This window comes from Antarcticibacterium flavum (genome assembly GCF_006159205.1).
Taxonomy (GTDB): domain Bacteria; phylum Bacteroidota; class Bacteroidia; order Flavobacteriales; family Flavobacteriaceae; genus Gillisia; species Gillisia flava.
The window spans coordinates 2,798,922-2,815,779 of sequence record NZ_CP040812.1; the positions used below are offsets into that span (position 1 = coordinate 2,798,922).

The window sequence follows — 16,858 nt, forward strand, 5'->3', positions numbered from 1 at the left end:
GTTTGTTATTATCTGAAGCTTCTGGGCCCCATAAAATTCGTTTTTGTAGTCTCAATCAATTTCTCCCCGCTGTACACCCCTATCTCTATTTGTTCTTTTTCGCCTTTTAAAGAGGCCAGGTCAAGGTTAATGAAAAGAGATCCTTCAGCTAAGCCTTTTTCCGGGATCAGGATATTCCCGTGGGTAACAGATTCTATTGTTCCTTTATGGGATAATAATTTAAAATGAACGTCTTCAAAGGAACCGGTGGTCTTGTTAATTATTTTGAAGGTGTACACGTTGCGTATCATATTATTTTCCTGCTGCTCGTATAAATTCCCCGGCAGTCTCAGGATGGTGGCTTCCACATCATTCCTTAGGAATAACATCCCTGAGAGCAGGCCTACCAGCACAACTAAAATGGCAGCAAAGCCTTTCATCCTGGGAGTAAAACGGAATTTTTCCTGCTTTTCAATATTTTCTTCAGAATAAAAACCAATAAGACCCTTAGGAAGGTCAACCTTCTCCATAATCGCATCACAGGCATCTATACATGCCGTACAGTTGATACATTCCAGTTGGGTGCCATTGCGTATATCGATCCCGGTGGGACATACATTCACGCACTGGAAACAGTCAATACAATCCCCTTTTCCCAGTTCCAGCCGGTTCTCATTTTTCCTGAACCTGGACCTTCCCAGTTCGCGCTCCCCCCGCTTATTGTTATATGCCACTACTACAGAGCTCTTGTCAAGCAGTACTCCTTGCAGTCTACCGTAAGGGCAGGCTATGGTACAAACCTGTTCCCGGAACCAGGCAAAAATAAAATAGAAAACCCCTGTGAAAATGAGCAGTGCCACAAATGTGCTGAGGTTTTCCAGGGGACCTGTCTCCACATACATCAGCAATTTTTTACTGCCAATGAGGTAGGCCAGGAACACATTGGCAATAAGAAAGGAGATAAGGAAAAATAAAAACCACTTAAACCCCTTTTTTCTTATTTTTTCTGAATTCCACTCCTGCTTATCCAATCTCATTTGGGCTCCCCGGTCACCTTCGATCCAATATTCGATCTTCCTGAAGACCATTTCCATAAAAATGGTTTGTGGGCAAATCCAGCCACAGAATATACGGCCAAAGGCAACTGTAAAGAGGGTTACAAATATAACTGCAATGATCATTGCAGTCACCCCGATGTAAAAATCCTGTGGCCAGAAAGGGAGTCCAAAAATGGTAAACTCCCTTTCCAGAAAGTTGAACATCATGAACTGGTTTCCATTGATATGGATAAACGGGCTGGCTATAAGAAAAATAAGTAGCAGGTATGTTAACCGGGTGCGTTGCTTATAAAACCAGCCTTCCGGTTTTTTTGGATATACCCATGCCCTTTTCCCTTCCTCATTGGCCGTGGCAATCCTGTCTCTGAAATCTTCTTTCTCTAAGGGCTTCACCTGGCTTTCCTCTTTTTAAGCAATTGATTATGCTTTTTAAATTATTTTTGATTAATCCCTAATGGGTGCTTAGATCCATATCAACCGGGTCATCCTCAATAATGATCTCCATTTCTGTTGAATCAATAACTCTCACATTCACATCATCCACCATTGCGTCCTCATCAAGCCATATCTCTCCTTCAGGTTCTTTGGCATCTACGGGATTTGCACCATGCAGGCTTATAATATAACTGGCCACCTGTGCCATCTCAAGAGGACTTAGATCTGTTTTCCAGCCTATCATTCCTTTCCCGGAACGTCCACCTTCAGAAATAGTGTTGAAGATATTTTTAATTCCTCCTCCCAGGATCCAGTAATCATCTGTAAGGTTGGGGCCAATTCCCCCACCGCCATCCACCTTGTGGCAGGCAGCACAATTTGCAGCGTACAGGCTTTTTCCTGCATCAACATCTTGTTCTCCTGTGAGGAGCTGTACGGTGTTTGCATCGATAAGGTCTGTAGCTGTTCTTTTATATTCTTCTATCTGGGCACGTGCCTCTGCCATTTCCATTTCATACTCCCCCTGTTGATCCACCCCGTCCAGCACATGATAATAAACCATATAGCCGGCACCAAAGATGATAGAGGCATAGAAAGAATAGAGCCACCAGGTAGGGAGTTTATTGTCCAGTTCCTTAATGCCGTCATAATTGTGATCCAGCTCCAGTGCCTGTTCTTCCTTCGCAGGCCTGGATCCAAACATTCTCTTCATCCAGGCTCCCGGGTCATATTTTTTGATACGCTCTTCCCTGGCGCGCATATAACGCTCCTTAGCTTCAGCATTAAGTGTTTTAAATAGAGTATTCTCAATAGCGCTTAAAATAACTTCAGCAGAGATGAGGAATAGCAGGGCAACCAGCAGTGCCAGTTGGAGGAGGGGATATTCCACTATAGCCCATCCACCTTCAGTCTCGATAAAATATTCTGCCAGCCAGACGATGGCCAGGAAGATCACAGTAACTCTTAACCAGGCAGGAATTAAATGTCTCATAATAATTGGTCTTTTTCAGATTCAAGAGGGATTTCCTCCATGTTTTTTATGTAATCTTTTTTGGCAGTAAAAACCCACCAGAAAAGTCCTACAAAGAATAAAAAGAAGATGAGCAGGGAGATTATAGGGAAGATCTCAACTCCCGCAATGGTCTCCATATGGCCTTTTACAAATTTGAACATAGCTAGTTATTTTACAGTTGTTACTTCAGGATCCTTCACCTTGATGTCTGTACCAAGTCTTTGCATATATGCAATTAAAGCAATGATCTCCCTGTTTCTCATTTCCACGAAATCCAAACCATTTTCCTCCGCATATTTCTTGTCTGCTTCATAGGTTTTTACAAAATCTGGATCGTTGTAAAGGTTTTTCTCTATTTGCAAAGCCTGGGCATCCATAGATGCATAAGCGTTCTCAATTTCTTCCTGGGTGTATGGTACCCCAAGCTTTACCATAACTTCCATTTTTTGCCGGGTTTTGGAACGGTCATGCTCATCTGTGATCAACCATTTATAACCAGGCATAATGGATCCCGCTGAGGTGCTTTGAGGATCATACATATGGTTGAAGTGCCAGTTATCTGAATATTTTCCTCCAATTCTCATAAGATCCGGTCCGGTTCTTTTACTTCCCCACAGGAACGGGTGGTCATAAACATATTCCCCTGCTTTGGAATATTCCCCGTATCGCTCCACCTCACTTCTAAATGGACGTACCATTTGGGAGTGGCATGATACACAGCTCTCTCTTATATAAATATCCCGGCCTTCCAGTTCCAGTGGGGTATATGGTTTTACACTTGAAATAGTGGGAATATTGGATTTCACCAGGATCGTGGGTACAATTTGAATGATCCCTCCAATGAGAATTGCTATTGTAGCAAGAATAGTCAACTGCACCGGCTTGCGCTCCAACCAGGTGTGGAATGCTTCTCCAGCCATTCTTTTTCCTGTTAATTTTTGAAGAGGTGCCGCCTCTGCAAGTTCATCTTTAACCTCAGACCCTTGTCTTATCGTCTTATATATGTTATAAACAAGGATGAACATGCCCAGGATAAATAAACTTCCTCCAATCGCCCTCATCCAGTACATTGGAATAATTTCGGTTACGGTTTCAAGGAAATTTCCATAAGTGAGCGTTCCGTCCGGGTTGAACTGCTTCCACATAGAAGCCTGTACAAATCCTGCAACGTACATTGGCATTGCGTAGATAATGATACCCAGGGTACCGGACCAGAAATGCATATTGGCAAGCTTAACAGAATATAATTTTGTTTTAAACATCCTTGGGATCAACCAGTAGATCATCCCGAAGGTTAGGAACCCGTTCCAGGCAAGGGCTCCCACGTGAACGTGAGCAATAACCCAGTCGCTAAAATGCGCAATGGCATTCACATTTTTAAGAGACAGCATAGGCCCCTCAAATGTCGCCATACCATAACCGGTGATGGCAACCACGAAAAACTTAAGTACAGGATCTGCTTTCACTTTATCCCACGCCCCGCGAAGGGTCAATAATCCATTTATCATACCCCCCAGGATGGCATAAGCAGCATTACAGAGAATGCAACCCCAAGATTTTGTGCCCAGTCTGGCAGGGCTGAATACAATAAATGGTGAGGCCCGGCCCATATGTAAATAAATATAAGGGACCAGAAGTGGATTATGGATAATTTATATGAATATACCGGCCTGTTTGCTGCCTTTGGGACGAAATAATACATAAGCCCAAGGAATGGTGTAGTAAGGAAAAAGGCCACGGCGTTATGGCCATACCACCATTGTACAAGAGCATCCTGCACCCCGGCATAGGCAGAGTAGCTTTTAAAAAGTCCCACCGGTAAGGCAAGGCTGTTAAAAATATGCAGCACTGCAACAGTAACGAAAGTAGCCAGGTAAAACCAGATAGCAACATACAGGTGGCGCTGTCTTCGTTTAAAGATTGTCGCAATGAGGTTCCAGCCAAATACCACCCAAACCACGGCAATAGCTATATCCAGAGGCCATTCAAGTTCAGCATATTCCTTTGAACTGGTAAGTCCCATAGGAAGTGTGATCGCTGCTGCCACAATGATAGCCTGCCATCCCCAGAAGTTAATTTTACTAAGTGTATCACTGTACATACGGGCTTTTAAAAGCCTTTGAGTTGAGTAATAAACCCCGGCAAAAATGGCGTTTCCTACAAAGGCGAAGATCACGGCGTTGGTGTGCAATGGCCTTAATCTTCCAAAGCTTAACCAGGAGATCCCATCTGTAAGGTTAGGAAACAAAAACAAAAAAGCTAATAAAAGCCCCACGCTCATCCCCACGACTCCCCAGAAGATCGTGGCGTAGATGAAGTTTTTTACGATCTTATTATCGTAATAGAACTGCTGCAATTCCATACTTGATTTAATTTGTTAATTATTAATTGTTTAGTGATTTGGATTTATTGTCTTTTACAAGTTCGTCTTCAAACAATATGCGCACAGAGGGCGTATAATCATCATCAAACTGCCCGCTTCTTACGGCCACTATAAATGCGATAAAGAATATGATCGCGACTATAATGCTAATGGTAAGTAATACGTATATAACGCTCATGGCTTTTCAGTTTCGGCAACAAAACTAATAGGACAGCCTCTCCTGAAATATGATTTTGATCAGGTTTTGAATTAATCGTAAAATCCTGAAAAAAAGCAGGTTTATGATTAGCCTCATGTTCTAAGCGAATAGTGTTTTAGAAATTTGAAGAGAAATAATTAAACGTTAAATCTTTCTGGTTATGAAAAACAATAATAGAAAACACACTGGCTGGTATGTCACTTTTTTCTTTATCGCCGCCTTAATGGCCGGACTTTTTACTTCATGTGAAAAAGTAGCTGCGGCAAAAGAAAATCCCGAACAAATGAAAGTATTTGGGGAGATGGAAGCTACCCTTACACATCCTCCAATGGTTCCAAGGCCGGTTGGCAACAGGGCTCCAACAAAATTAATAGTGAATATGGAAGTGATAGAGAAGGAAATGGAAATGGCCAATGGCGTAAGCTATGTCTACTGGACCTTTGATGGAACTGTTCCAGGTACATTTATAAGGGCAAGAGAAGGAGATGAAATTGAATTCCATTTAAAGAACCACCCGGACAGTAAACTTCCTCATAACATTGATCTACATGCTGTAACAGGGCCCGGGGGAGGGGCAGAGTCTTCCTTTGTAGCTCCCGGCCGTGAAGCAGTATTTAATTTCAAAGCGCTCAATCCCGGTTTGTATGTCTACCACTGTGCTACAGCTCCTGTGGGAATGCACGTTGCGAACGGGATGTATGGCCTTATTCTCATTGAGCCTGCAGGTGGCCTTCCTCCTGTAGATAAGGAATATTATATCATGCAGGGAGATTTCTATACTGAAGGTAATCACGGGGACAGAGGATTGCAGGCCTTTGATATGCAAAAGGCAATTGACGAGAAGCCAGATTATGTGGTGTTTAACGGAAGTGTAGGAGCACTTACAGGGGATAAAGCAATTCACGCCGAGGTTGGTGAAACTGTACGCCTTTTCGTAGGAAATGGAGGGCCAAATCTGGTATCGTCCTTCCACGTCATAGGGGAGATCTTTGATAAGGTTTATGTAGAAGGTGGAAGCCAGGTGAATGAAAATGTGCAAACAACTCTTATCCCTGCAGGAGGATCGGCTATCGTAGAATTTAAGGTAGATGTACCCGGGGAACTTGTACTGGTAGACCACTCTATCTTCAGGGCATTTAATAAAGGAGCTTTGGGTATCCTAAAAGTAGAAGGGAAAGAGAACAAGAGGATCTTTAGTGGAAAAGTTGAAGAAAAACCTTATAACCCGGGAGCTAAGGCCCCAATTGACGGTGAAACTACCGGTGGTGCAATCCCGGTTGAAGCCACTGCATCCACATCAGATAAAATGGAACGCGGAAAAGCAATTTACGCCCAAAGCTGTCTTGCCTGCCACCAGGCTACAGGATCTGGAATCCCTTCTGTTTTCCCTCCCCTGGCAGATTCAGATTATCTTAATGAAGATGTACACCGGGCGATTGGAGCTGTAAAATTTGGACTTACCGGGGAAATTACAGTTAATGGTACAAAATATAACAGTGTAATGCCACCCCAAAACCTTACAGATGAAGATGTTGCCAATGTAATGACCTATATCTATAACAACTGGGGCAACAATAAGACAGAAGTGACACCAGACATGGTTAAAGAAGTAAAATAAGAATTAAAAGAAATCAACATGGAAACTTTATTCAGACTGGTAATTGGCATTGCAATTTTGATCCCTGGCACAGCTTTTTGCCAATCTGGATCCATGGTGAAGATTACCGGGGGGGAATTTAAGCCTCTATATGGTACAAAAGAGGAAGTAAGAGTAGATGACTTCCTCATGGATGTGCACCCGGTGACAAATGCACAATTCCTGGAATTTGTAAAGAAGAATCCTCAATGGAAAAGATCCCAGGCAAAAAAGTTGTTTACAGATGAGAGCTACCTGTTGGACTGGGTAGATGATGAAACCCTCTCCCCGGACCAGAAACCAAATTCCCCGGTTACCCATATCTCCTGGTACGCTGCCAAAAATTATTGTGAATGCCAGGGAAAAAGGTTGCCCACTGTAGATGAATGGGAATTTGCTGCAATGGCAAATGAAAAATTACCCGATGCCAGGGAAGAGGAAAGCTATAACAAATTTATCCTTAGCTGGTATGAAACTCCCCATACCTTTAAAAAAGAAATAGGCTCCACCTTTAAGAACTATTACGGGGTGTATGACCTTCACGGCCTTGTTTGGGAGTGGACACTGGATTTCAACTCTGTACTCCTCTCTGGTGAATCCAGGAAAGGTGCAACCGGTGATAACAATTTGTTTTGCGGGGCCGCGGCTGTAGGAGCAACAGATCTTATGAACTATGCGGCATTTATGCGCTATGCCTTTCGGGGAAGTGTAAAAGCAAGATATTCAATAAAAAATCTCGGTTTTAGGTGTGTACAGGATGTAGATACCAATAATTTATAAAAATACGTACGATGAAAAGAACCATATTCATTTCGATATTTAGTTTACTACTCATTGGGTGTAACAAAACAGATGATGGCCTTGTAGATCGACTGGCTGAAAATGAACCTGCAGAAATAAACAAGGAAGTACCAGAAATGTCTGTTTTTAATTTGCCTGCAACCTGGACAACCCAGGATAATAAGGACATTGAATTGAAAGATCTCCAGGGGAAGGTTTTGGTAATGGTGATGATCTACACCTCGTGTAAGGCAGCCTGTCCCAGACTGGTGGCCGATATGCGAAATATCGAAAAACAGATGCCTAAAAAGGATTTGGATAAGGTCCAGTTTATTATGGTAAGTATAGACCCTGAAACCGATACGCCAGGTAACCTAAAGAAATTTGCAGCAGAGAATCTTATGGAAGAGCCTCACTGGATGTTCCTTCGTGGCACTCCTGAAGATACCCGGGAATTTGCCGCCGTACTCGCGGTAAGTTATAAAAAGATCACTCCCATTGATTTTTCCCACTCTAATATTATAAGTGTGTTTGATAAGCAGGGAGTAATGGTACATCAACAGGAAGGCCTGGGGTGGACAATGAAGAAACCATCGCATCAATTAAGGAAGAGGTGGTGAAATAATTTTAATAAAACCTGTTTAAAACTCCCTGGTTTTAAGGCGGCAAGTCTGTAAAATATATTATATCAAGCTTTTATAACAAAAAATCATAAATAGCTTTGGTACTTTTTTTGCATAATTTTAAGAAATTATTATCTTTAATAGGCATTTATCTTAAAATTATGCAGGTAGTCAGGAAAATAGAATCATCACAAAGGGTGAAAAAGTTAAAAACTTTAAAAAACCCTGAAGTAGCTGATGTTTTGCAGGATAATAACCTGGATAATATCACTCGTATGGCAGCTCAAATACTAGAGGTGCCCATAGCGATCATATCTTTAATTGAAGGTGATAAGGTTTGGTTTGAAAGCACTTATGGCCTTGAGGTGCAGGAAATTGAAAAAAATCCCGGGTGGTTCCCTTCAGCAATTTTAGGCGAGAGCCTCTACCAGGTCGAGAATGCAGCCCTGGATATGCGCACTAAGAACCATCCCCTTGTAAAAGGAGATTTTGGTCTTAGATTTTATTCTGCAATAGCATTAAGGGACAGGAATGGCCACAATTTGGGCACCTTAAGCATTATAGATAAAAAACCCCGCAGCCTAAATAGGCAACAACAAACTATTCTAAGAGAATTTGGAGAATTGGCAGTGCAGCATTTTTCTCTTAAAAGAGAAATGAAAAACGCTGTAAAACATCAGCATCAAATCCTTCATATAACTGCTCACGACCTTAAAAACCCTATATCTGTTATGCCTTTGCTGGCAGATATGATCCTTATGAATAAAGCCAATCCAAAGGCGATCGAAGAAATAGCAAGGCAATTAAAGAGCGCAGGAAAGCGCATGAACCGTATTGTTAACGGGCTGCTTGAAACCGCAAGGGAGGAAACAGGAAGAGTTCAATTAAGGCTTAAACCAATGGACCTGGTGCCTGTGGTAAAAAAGGTTATTCGTTCAAATAAGACTATGGCGAGAAGCAAAAACCAGGTAATAAAAACATTTTTACCAGATGAAGGGATGGTCTTTGGAGATCCATTAAAGCTGACAGAGGTTTTGGATAATTTGGTTAATAATGCCATAAAATATTCCCCAACCGGGAAGGAAATCCACGTTAAGCTGGAGGAGGGTCCCGAGACAATAACAATTTGTGTAAAAGATTTTGGGCCAGGTCTAACCGTCGATGATATGAAAAATCTATTTAGGAAATTCACATCTTTAAGTGCCCAGCCTACAGGAGGTGAAACTTCTACGGGTTTAGGACTTTCCATAGTAAAACAACTTGTTGATGCCCATCGCGGAAAGGTGTATGCCAATAGTGAAGGCAAAGGGAAAGGCAGTGAGTTTATTGTGGAATTGGCGAGGTGTGAAGCCTAGTTTTCATCATCCCTGCTCCCGGAACTATTTTCTTTTCTCGCGCTTAAAAAATAATTAGGGCTCACCCCATATTTTTCTTTGAATACCTTGGAGAAATAACTTCTGTTATTAAGTCCAATAAGGTTGACAATTTCTGAGATATTATGCTCAGAAGTGGTGAGTAATTCCTTCGCTTTATCCAACTTGATCTGTTGCATATATTTATTTACCGTGAGCCCGTACATAGTCTTAAACCCTTCCTGCAACTTATTGATATTGGTACCTACTTCACGGGCAAGAACTTCTACAGAGTAATTGGTTGCCAGATTCTTTTGTATTAGCTCCTGTGCGTGTTTTACTTTTTCAGCATCACTTTTTCGCAGGATCTGTGGGTTTTCATCACTTTGATCATCCTGGTACTGGTTAATTTGAAGGACGAGCATATCCAGTATTTTTCCCTCAAGGAAAATGGATCTTAGGAAACCAGAAAATTCTTTATTGACGATATCCTCTACAATATCTGCAGCTTTTAGGCTGTAGTTTCCGTGATAGTAGAATTTCTTTTCGGCCACAGAATCTTTAAAAAGTTCTTTCAATACAGGTTCGAGACCCTCATAATGATGATTATTGCGTTTACTAAATCGTTCCCGGTCAATTTCTATGCTGGTCACACGGGTTTTCTCCCCCGCTTTAAAACTTAGAACGTGACCATTTTCACCACTGCTGGAAACAATTACATTCTGGTAAGGATTGATGATATGGGTGTCATCATCTTCCTCAAAAGTGTGGTGCGCAATCCCTTCAGAACAAAAGATAAATTTTAACGGGTGTGTATCCCTTATGGAAAAAACTATATCATAATTTGATTTAAAAGTGCAAAAATATTCGATAATCCCAACTCCGGAATCAAAACTCTTACCTCTTATATATCCATCGCCCAGGCGTGGTGGGAGCTCGATTGTTAATTCTTCACTATCATTTTTGATCTGCAAATCCCATTGATTGGCAAGATCATTTATAATATCATCTACAGGTAAAGCCTTTACAGCTATTTTCATGATAAATTACTTTCTTAAAATTTAATTAGAAAGTTATAAACTTAGATTCCTTTTACTTTTAAAATTGTGTTATTTATTTTCTTAATAATGTGAAAAACGTTAAACGAAAAGTGATGTTTTTGTTAATTTTGAAAAATTATTCTCTTATAAATAACTAAACAAAGACCATGATCTTATTATATCTTCTAATGGGGCTACAGGTCCTGGTTGTTCTTTTTGGATCCTGGTTCCTTATAAGAAAGATAAGAAACTACCGTAAAGGCAAAGCAGAGAATAAAAGAGAGTTTTAGTCCCTTATTTGATACTTCTACCTATAATATTCGTCGTGGCCGTCGCGAAGACAATAATACTTATAGAACTTAAGGGCATAAGTATGGCTGCGATAACAGGGGAAAGTTGTCCTGTAACCGCAAAATACAACCCTACTACATTGTAAAGGAAGGATAGAGTAATACTTACTTTAATAATATTTACTGAAGCCCTGGCAGCTTTAATGAATTGGTAAAGTTTGTCAAAAGCCGATGCATCAAGAATGGCATCGCAGGCCGGGGAGAATACGTTTACATTTTCAGAAACAGCGATCCCAACTTCGCTTTGGGCAAGAGCACCCGCATCATTCAAACCATCTCCAACCATGATCGTTTTGTAACCCTGTTCCTGCAGGTTTTTTATGTAGTTTAATTTATCTTCAGGCTTGCGGTTGAAGTAAAATTGAGTCTTTGCCGGTAAAATTTCTTGTAAACGCTCCTTTTCACCTTCATTGTCGCCTGAGAGAATGGTCAAATGAAATTCTTTCCCAAGGTCATCGAAAACCCTATCAACCCCCTCCCTGTATTCATTATGAAAAATAAACCTACCTCTATATTCGTCATTTGAACTTATATGAACAGATGTGTTCATAGTGGTAGCAGTTGCGGTGTTGCCAACAAACTCTGCCGACCCAACTTTTAACCTGTTGGCACTATGCCTGGCTTCCATTCCTTTCCCCACAGTCTCGGTGTATTCATCAAGAGGTACGATGTCATACTCCTGCAGCATAGAGTACAAAGTACGGCTTAGAGGATGATTGGATGCGCGAAGCGTGTTTTTAAGAAGGGCTTCTTCTTCAACAGTTAACATAATCCCCTCATAATTTATCCTGCTTTTCCTGTTGGAGGTGATAGTCCCCGTCTTGTCAAATATTACGGCATTGGCCTTCGCAAGTTGCTCGATCACACCTGCATTTTTTAGATAGAATTTTTTATTGCCAAAGATCCTGAGGATATTTCCAAGTGTGAAAGGTGTGGACATGGCCAGGGCACAGGGGCAGGCGATGATCAATACGGCAGTAAAAACATTTATTGCTATAGCCATATCATAGAACATCCAGTAACCTGCAGCGGTAGTAGCTATAAGAAGCAGTACAACAGTGAAGTACTGGCTTATATGATCGATCAACCTGGTAAAGGCAAGTTCCTTGTTGGTATGAAATACGTTATTGCTCCACAATCTTGTAAGATAGCTTTGGGATACACTCTTTAGGGTTTCAATCTCAATTATTCCCGATACCTGTTTTCCCCCGGCAAATAATTTTTCACCTTCCTCCTTTACTACAGCCTCTGCTTCACCTGTAACAAAACTATAGTCAATCATGCCTTTTCCTTTTACAAGGGTACAATCAACGGGAATGAGTTCCTCATTCCTTATAAGGAGGCGGTCTCCTTTTTTAATGTCATTTACGTGTACGCTTTCTTCCTTTCCTTCTGAAGAAATACGGGTTACCCCAATGGGAAAATAGGATTTATAATCCCTTTCAAAGGAGAGGAAGTTATATGTTTTTTGCTGAAAAAGTTTCCCAAGGGTAAGGAAGAAAACAAGTCCCGTTAAGCTGTCGAAGAAACCGGTACCCCAGTCAAAAGTTATCTCCATAGTGCTTCTCACAAAAAGTACAAATATCCCCAGGGCAAGAGGGACATCTATATTCAGTAAACCGGCCTTAATTCCTTTATAGGCTGAAATAAAGTAATCCCTGGAAACATAAAATACCACCGGGAGGGAGAATGTAAACATCAACCAGCGGAATACATGCTTGTATTGGTCCAGCCAAAATTCTGAAACCTCAAAATATTCAGGAAAGGAAAGGAACATTACATTTCCAAACGCAAATCCCGAAACCCCGAGCTTATAGGTAAGGCTCCTGTTTATCTTTTTCTTGCCTGTTTCTGTATCATTAAGGCTTATATAGGGTTCATAGCCTATGATACTTAAAAATTTCACTATTTCCTGCAGGCTAATGTTATCTGAATTAAAGGTGATCCTAACAGACTTCTTGGGAAAATCTACCTGGGAAGAATTTATTGCAGGCTGTAATTTATTGAGGTTCTCCAAAATCCAAATGCAGGAGCTGCAATGAATATGAGGGATGTAGAGATTTACTATAGAAGTTTTGCCATCTTTAAATTCCAGGAGCTTCTCAATGATAGAATCATTGGAAAGGTAGTCATACTTCCCTTCGCTAACCTTTGGAGTTGCCCCGGGAGCAGTTTGCATTTCATAATAAGAGGAAAGGTCATTGCTGGAAAATATCTCATACACGGTTTTGCAGCCTTCGCAGCAAAACGATCTTTCATCAAAATTTATATCTTCCAGTATGGGATCTCCACAATGATAGCAGGTAAGGTCCTTCATTTATCTCTTTTATAAGCCGCAAAGGTTGAAAATGAAAGAAGTAAAAAATATGATAAAGATCAGTCCGATAAAAAAAATTTGCTGAAAAGGATACATCGGTCTGTGGTTCCCGGGAAGGAACAGGTTCTTAAATCTTACCCTGCCACACCTGGTTCCGGGAAATACATCAAACTACTTCTCTTCTTTACCGATGGGATAATCCTCATACCAGTCATCAAATGTTTTTTTGGTACTGTAATCATCTGTAAGGATTTTATAGATGGTAAAGATCAATAAGAGTTGCCCGCCTACAGTGGTATAAAATATTATACTAAAGGGAACATTGTAAAACACCATAAAGGTGAGGGCTACCAGGACGATAGTAGTAACGACTAAATAAAATATTCCATTGGTTTTCATAGTAATTATTTTTGTTTACAAGCAGCATTTTAAGACATCATTCCGTTTTTCTACATAATTGCCTTCATCAAAAATTATACATAGCCGCTTATAAGGTTTAATTTTTGGATTCAGTTTGTAATACCTAATTTCCTCCTGATTTTGAGAAATGTTTTAAGGATCATACAATTAAGGTAGATGATGTACCTGAAATAAGCAGTTAAGGCAATTATAAATAAGAAAATTTTTATAGGACTTTAACGCCCTGAGTCATTTACTATCGAGGATTTAAGATTCTTTGCTAGGAGGATGGCTATGGCCAGGGGCATCAAAGCACTTATTATGAGCAGGATGAGAAAATATTCGGTAAAAAAAGGTAATCCCAGCCAAATAGCTGCGCCTTTATAGAAGATAAGTGCTTCAGAAAGAAGAAAACCGGCTAGATAGATCCAGAAGATCTTTCGGGATATTTTTAACAGGTTAAAGAAATTGAGAAAAGCAAACAGGGCAATGCTTATTATCCCGAGGAATACAAGGTGCAAATACCCGATTACAAAATCAGGGTATAGGTAAGAGAGCCCGGCAAAATATGGAAATGCCGTAAGCAGCTGCATCAGGATTTTTACCGCCAGAAAAAGAGCGGTTATCTTAAGGAGGGTAGCAGTGAACAAAGAAATGTGGGCAGCCAGTTCTTTCCACACAGGCCGTATGATCCTAAAAAATTGTATAAAAGCCCATGCCTGGAAGATAGCTCCGGCCGCAGCAAGAATGAAGAAAACAGCAGGTGGTTCCACCCACAGGGCAGAGAGAAAAAGACTAAGAATTAAGGCTGCATTAAGTAGGATGAAGAAACTATTGAAGGCTTTTTTATCAATCCTAATGTTTAGGTGTTCCACGAGGAAAAATAAAACGCCTAAAAGTGCCAGGATAAACCAGGCATTATATTGAAAGTGAAGGTAGAAATATATGGAAAGTTTATACCAAATGGAGGTATTGCCCAGGGTTGCCATGACTCCTCCTATCGCCCAGGGACCAATGCTTGAAATTATCATATATATAAGAGAAGCTTTAACGCATTTCCAGGAAGACCTTTCCCTGTATTTTTTTGGAACCTTTTTAATAAAGAACCATGCCAGCCAATAAGATGCAATTAAAAAGAGAGTTGAAAAGATGATAGAAAACAGGGCATAACCCTGAAAGGGAAATGTGAGAAGCATCCCCACCAAAGTAATGTTAGTAAACCAGAATATTTTTCTGTAGGTCCCGGTAATCTGAGAATCTTTAAAATACATTCTATAAAATAGGGTTATGAGCCCAATATAAACCCAGCCCAATAATGCTATATGCGAATGTGCGTGAACCACATATCTAAAATTGGCTGCAACAGGAGTTACAAAGAATAGCCGAAGGAAGAGTCCAAGTAAGCCAACCAGCAGAAAATAACCAAGAGCAATGTTGGAGTGCTTTTTTAAATTGATCATGGAATAAAAGTAATAAAAAGCGGCCGGGTGAAAGAAATTAAAAAAAGGGTAAGGCTAAATATGCCTTACCCTTTATAGATTTATAAATTATTGAAAAATATGTATGTGAAACTTAATGTAGATAATAGAGTTACCTGTTGCGTAATTCTTTTTCAAGTTTAAGGGTTTTTGGGAACAGGATATTATTTTCCAGGTGGATATGCTGGTGCAGGTCCTGCTCAAATTCATCAAGTTTGGCATAAAAGGCTCTATAGGTGTTACAGGCTCCCGGGGGAGGTGTGTAGTTATTGCTTAATTTTGCAATTGCTCGTAGAAGATCTCCAGCCTCCTCGTGTTCCGCCTCCATCATTTTAATGGGATTATCTACCGGTCCAAAATGAGTCTCTGGTACAGGGGTGCCTTCACTCTCTGCCTTAACAAGTTTTTTTACAAATGGGAAAAGTATCAATTCCTCCTTCTTCATATGAGCACTAAGTTCTCCTGCTACTGTTGTAAGCAATTCGTGTATTTCCTTCAATTCTGTATAATGATGCCCGTGGACGTGAAGAACGCGTTGAGAATATTGAAGAAGTAAAGGGATATTTTCTGCAACATAAGTATGGTGAACATTTATAATATGATCTGTTAGAAAATCCAGTTTCCAGCTATTATAATTTGAAGCGCGGTCTACAATTTTATCGAGGTCCAGGAGGTCCCTTTCAAGTTCTGCCACATTCACATTGGCTTTTTCACAAGCTTTGTCAATAGTTACACCACCACCACAACAAAAGTCAATTCCATATTTCTTGAAAACATGTGCGGCTTTGATATTTTCGGTTACCAGCTCGGCTACCGTTCTAGTTTGAAGATTATTCATAACGCAAAGATTTTTGATTTATAACTTCAACAAAATTGAGGAAAAGGTAAATCTCTGTTTATGAGTTGGGTCATATAGGTTTTTAAGACCGCATTTTTTTTTCTTAAACAACTCGAAGGGGACGTGCTTACAAGGTTAAGGAGATAAGAAGTTTTTTTATTTTACCCGTGAAGTACAAGCAATGGCAATTGCTTAATAAAAGGGATCTGGGTTTGGGAATTGTTGCGTAATAACCGCTGGCAAAGGTTGAGGTTCTTTGCTGCCATTACGATCATATCCACATTGGGGTTTGTCTCAAATAGGCTGGTAGTGTCTGAACTCTGTGAGGAATAAAAAGTTTGCACCTGCGGAATTTCGGGTGAAAAGCTTTTATATAAATATGATTTGTTGGTCTCCTGTTCTTCTGAAGGTTCTGTGTCAGAATTGAAGAGTTCAAGGATCTTGACAGATGCTTTTGAAAAATTCTTAAGCACCATTAAAGTATCCAGCATTTTAGGATTGTAATGTATCTTATAATCTGTTGGGAATAGGATTTCTTTATATGTTTTGTATACTGCTTTTTCTGAAATGGCCATTGCAGGGCATTTCACCTTCATCATAATATCTGATGTATTCTTTCCAATAATGGCACCCTTTTTATTAGTGGCCCCTTTAGTGCCCATAAGGATGAGATCGATATTCTTTTCAGCCACCTGCTGCCTTACTGCTTCGATAAGGTAATTAACTTTAAAGGAAATATGAAATTTATGTTCAGGGTTTTGTTTGATCCCTTCCAGCCAGTTAAGCATGTCCTCAAACTTGCCTTGAATATGTGCAGGAATAATATTTGGGCTTGCTCCTATTGCCATGCCTGAAGCTGGTACCGCATGCAGCAAGTGAAAGTTGCACGGTATCGCTCCAAAGAATTGCAAAGCATAGGCTGCTGCATTCCTGGAGTTTTCAGAGAAATCTGTCGGCAATAGAATGTTCATCATTTTTT

At 40.4% G+C, this 16,858-nt stretch carries 14 protein-coding genes and 2 pseudogenes; 5 read left to right on the forward strand and 11 right to left on the reverse strand.

Features of this window, described 5'->3' with window-relative positions; all coding sequences use genetic code 11:
* Nucleotides 1-8: 8 nt before the first annotated feature.
* The 5 genes and pseudogenes from ccoG to ccoS form a co-directional block, all read right to left on the reverse strand.
* Nucleotides 9-1,430, reverse strand: a complete 1,422-nt coding sequence (ccoG, locus tag FHG64_RS12100; RefSeq protein WP_139066645.1) for a cytochrome c oxidase accessory protein CcoG — start codon at nucleotides 1,428-1,430, stop codon at nucleotides 9-11.
* Between the two features lie 58 nt (nucleotides 1,431-1,488).
* Nucleotides 1,489-2,463, reverse strand: coding sequence for a cbb3-type cytochrome c oxidase N-terminal domain-containing protein (locus FHG64_RS12105; RefSeq protein WP_139066646.1), 975 nt, complete (start codon nucleotides 2,461-2,463; stop codon nucleotides 1,489-1,491).
* The gene (locus tag FHG64_RS12110) at nucleotides 2,460-2,645 is read right to left on the reverse strand and encodes a CcoQ/FixQ family Cbb3-type cytochrome c oxidase assembly chaperone (RefSeq protein WP_139066647.1); all 186 of its coding nucleotides are present in this window, start codon (nucleotides 2,643-2,645) and stop codon (nucleotides 2,460-2,462) included. Before FHG64_RS12110 ends, FHG64_RS12105 begins: the two co-directional genes overlap by 4 nt.
* Nucleotides 2,646-2,651: 6 nt before the next feature.
* Nucleotides 2,652-4,846, reverse strand: a pseudogene (gene ccoN / locus FHG64_RS12115) (cytochrome-c oxidase, cbb3-type subunit I).
* A 22-nt stretch (nucleotides 4,847-4,868) separates the two neighbouring features.
* Nucleotides 4,869-5,045: a cbb3-type cytochrome oxidase assembly protein CcoS gene (gene ccoS / locus FHG64_RS12120; RefSeq protein WP_139066648.1), complete on the reverse strand. Its 177-nt coding sequence runs from the start codon at nucleotides 5,043-5,045 to the stop codon at nucleotides 4,869-4,871.
* A gap of 181 nt (nucleotides 5,046-5,226) precedes the next feature.
* Here ccoS and nirK point away from each other — a divergent pair, with 181 nt between their 5' ends.
* From nirK to FHG64_RS12140, 4 genes and pseudogenes are all read left to right on the forward strand, one after another.
* Nucleotides 5,227-6,684: a copper-containing nitrite reductase gene (gene nirK, locus FHG64_RS12125; RefSeq protein ID WP_139066649.1), complete on the forward strand. Its 1,458-nt coding sequence runs from the start codon at nucleotides 5,227-5,229 to the stop codon at nucleotides 6,682-6,684.
* A gap of 18 nt (nucleotides 6,685-6,702) precedes the next feature.
* On the forward strand, nucleotides 6,703-7,482 hold the full coding sequence (locus tag FHG64_RS12130) for a formylglycine-generating enzyme family protein (protein WP_168191354.1): 780 nt from the start codon (nucleotides 6,703-6,705) through the stop codon (nucleotides 7,480-7,482).
* A gap of 11 nt (nucleotides 7,483-7,493) precedes the next feature.
* A pseudogene (locus FHG64_RS12135) lies at nucleotides 7,494-8,107 on the forward strand (SCO family protein).
* A 159-nt stretch (nucleotides 8,108-8,266) separates the two neighbouring features.
* Nucleotides 8,267-9,460 (forward strand): GAF domain-containing sensor histidine kinase, encoded by a 1,194-nt coding sequence (locus FHG64_RS12140; protein WP_139066651.1) that lies wholly within the window; start codon nucleotides 8,267-8,269, stop codon nucleotides 9,458-9,460.
* Here FHG64_RS12140 and FHG64_RS12145 read toward each other — a convergent pair.
* Nucleotides 9,457-10,497 (reverse strand): helix-turn-helix domain-containing protein, encoded by a 1,041-nt coding sequence (locus tag FHG64_RS12145; RefSeq protein WP_139066652.1) that lies wholly within the window; start codon nucleotides 10,495-10,497, stop codon nucleotides 9,457-9,459. The genes FHG64_RS12140 and FHG64_RS12145 overlap by 4 nt on opposite strands.
* A 167-nt stretch (nucleotides 10,498-10,664) precedes the next feature.
* On the opposite strand from FHG64_RS12145, the gene FHG64_RS19825 reads away from it, so the two are divergent.
* A complete protein-coding gene (locus FHG64_RS19825; protein WP_262710265.1) occupies nucleotides 10,665-10,787 on the forward strand; it encodes a hypothetical protein in 123 nt (40 codons plus the stop codon).
* Nucleotides 10,788-10,791: 4 nt separating this feature from the next.
* Here the strand turns inward: FHG64_RS19825 and FHG64_RS12150 are convergent, their stop codons facing one another.
* The 5 genes from FHG64_RS12150 to FHG64_RS12170 all read right to left on the reverse strand — a co-directional run bounded on the left by FHG64_RS12150 (nucleotide 10,792) and on the right by FHG64_RS12170 (nucleotide 16,853).
* On the reverse strand, nucleotides 10,792-13,164 hold the full coding sequence (locus tag FHG64_RS12150; RefSeq protein ID WP_139066653.1) for a heavy metal translocating P-type ATPase: 2,373 nt from the start codon (nucleotides 13,162-13,164) through the stop codon (nucleotides 10,792-10,794).
* 171 nt (nucleotides 13,165-13,335) lie between these two features.
* Nucleotides 13,336-13,563, reverse strand: coding sequence for a hypothetical protein (locus FHG64_RS12155; protein WP_139066654.1), 228 nt, complete (start codon nucleotides 13,561-13,563; stop codon nucleotides 13,336-13,338).
* A gap of 236 nt (nucleotides 13,564-13,799) precedes the next feature.
* Complete coding sequence (locus FHG64_RS12160; RefSeq protein ID WP_139066655.1) at nucleotides 13,800-15,023, reverse strand: hypothetical protein; 1,224 nt, start codon at nucleotides 15,021-15,023, stop codon at nucleotides 13,800-13,802.
* Between the two features lie 130 nt (nucleotides 15,024-15,153).
* The gene (ric, locus tag FHG64_RS12165; protein WP_139066656.1) at nucleotides 15,154-15,879 is read right to left on the reverse strand and encodes an iron-sulfur cluster repair di-iron protein; all 726 of its coding nucleotides are present in this window, start codon (nucleotides 15,877-15,879) and stop codon (nucleotides 15,154-15,156) included.
* A gap of 161 nt (nucleotides 15,880-16,040) precedes the next feature.
* Entirely contained in the window at nucleotides 16,041-16,853 is an 813-nt protein-coding gene (locus tag FHG64_RS12170) for a universal stress protein (protein ID WP_139066657.1), read from the reverse strand.
* Nucleotides 16,854-16,858: the final 5 nt, after the last annotated feature.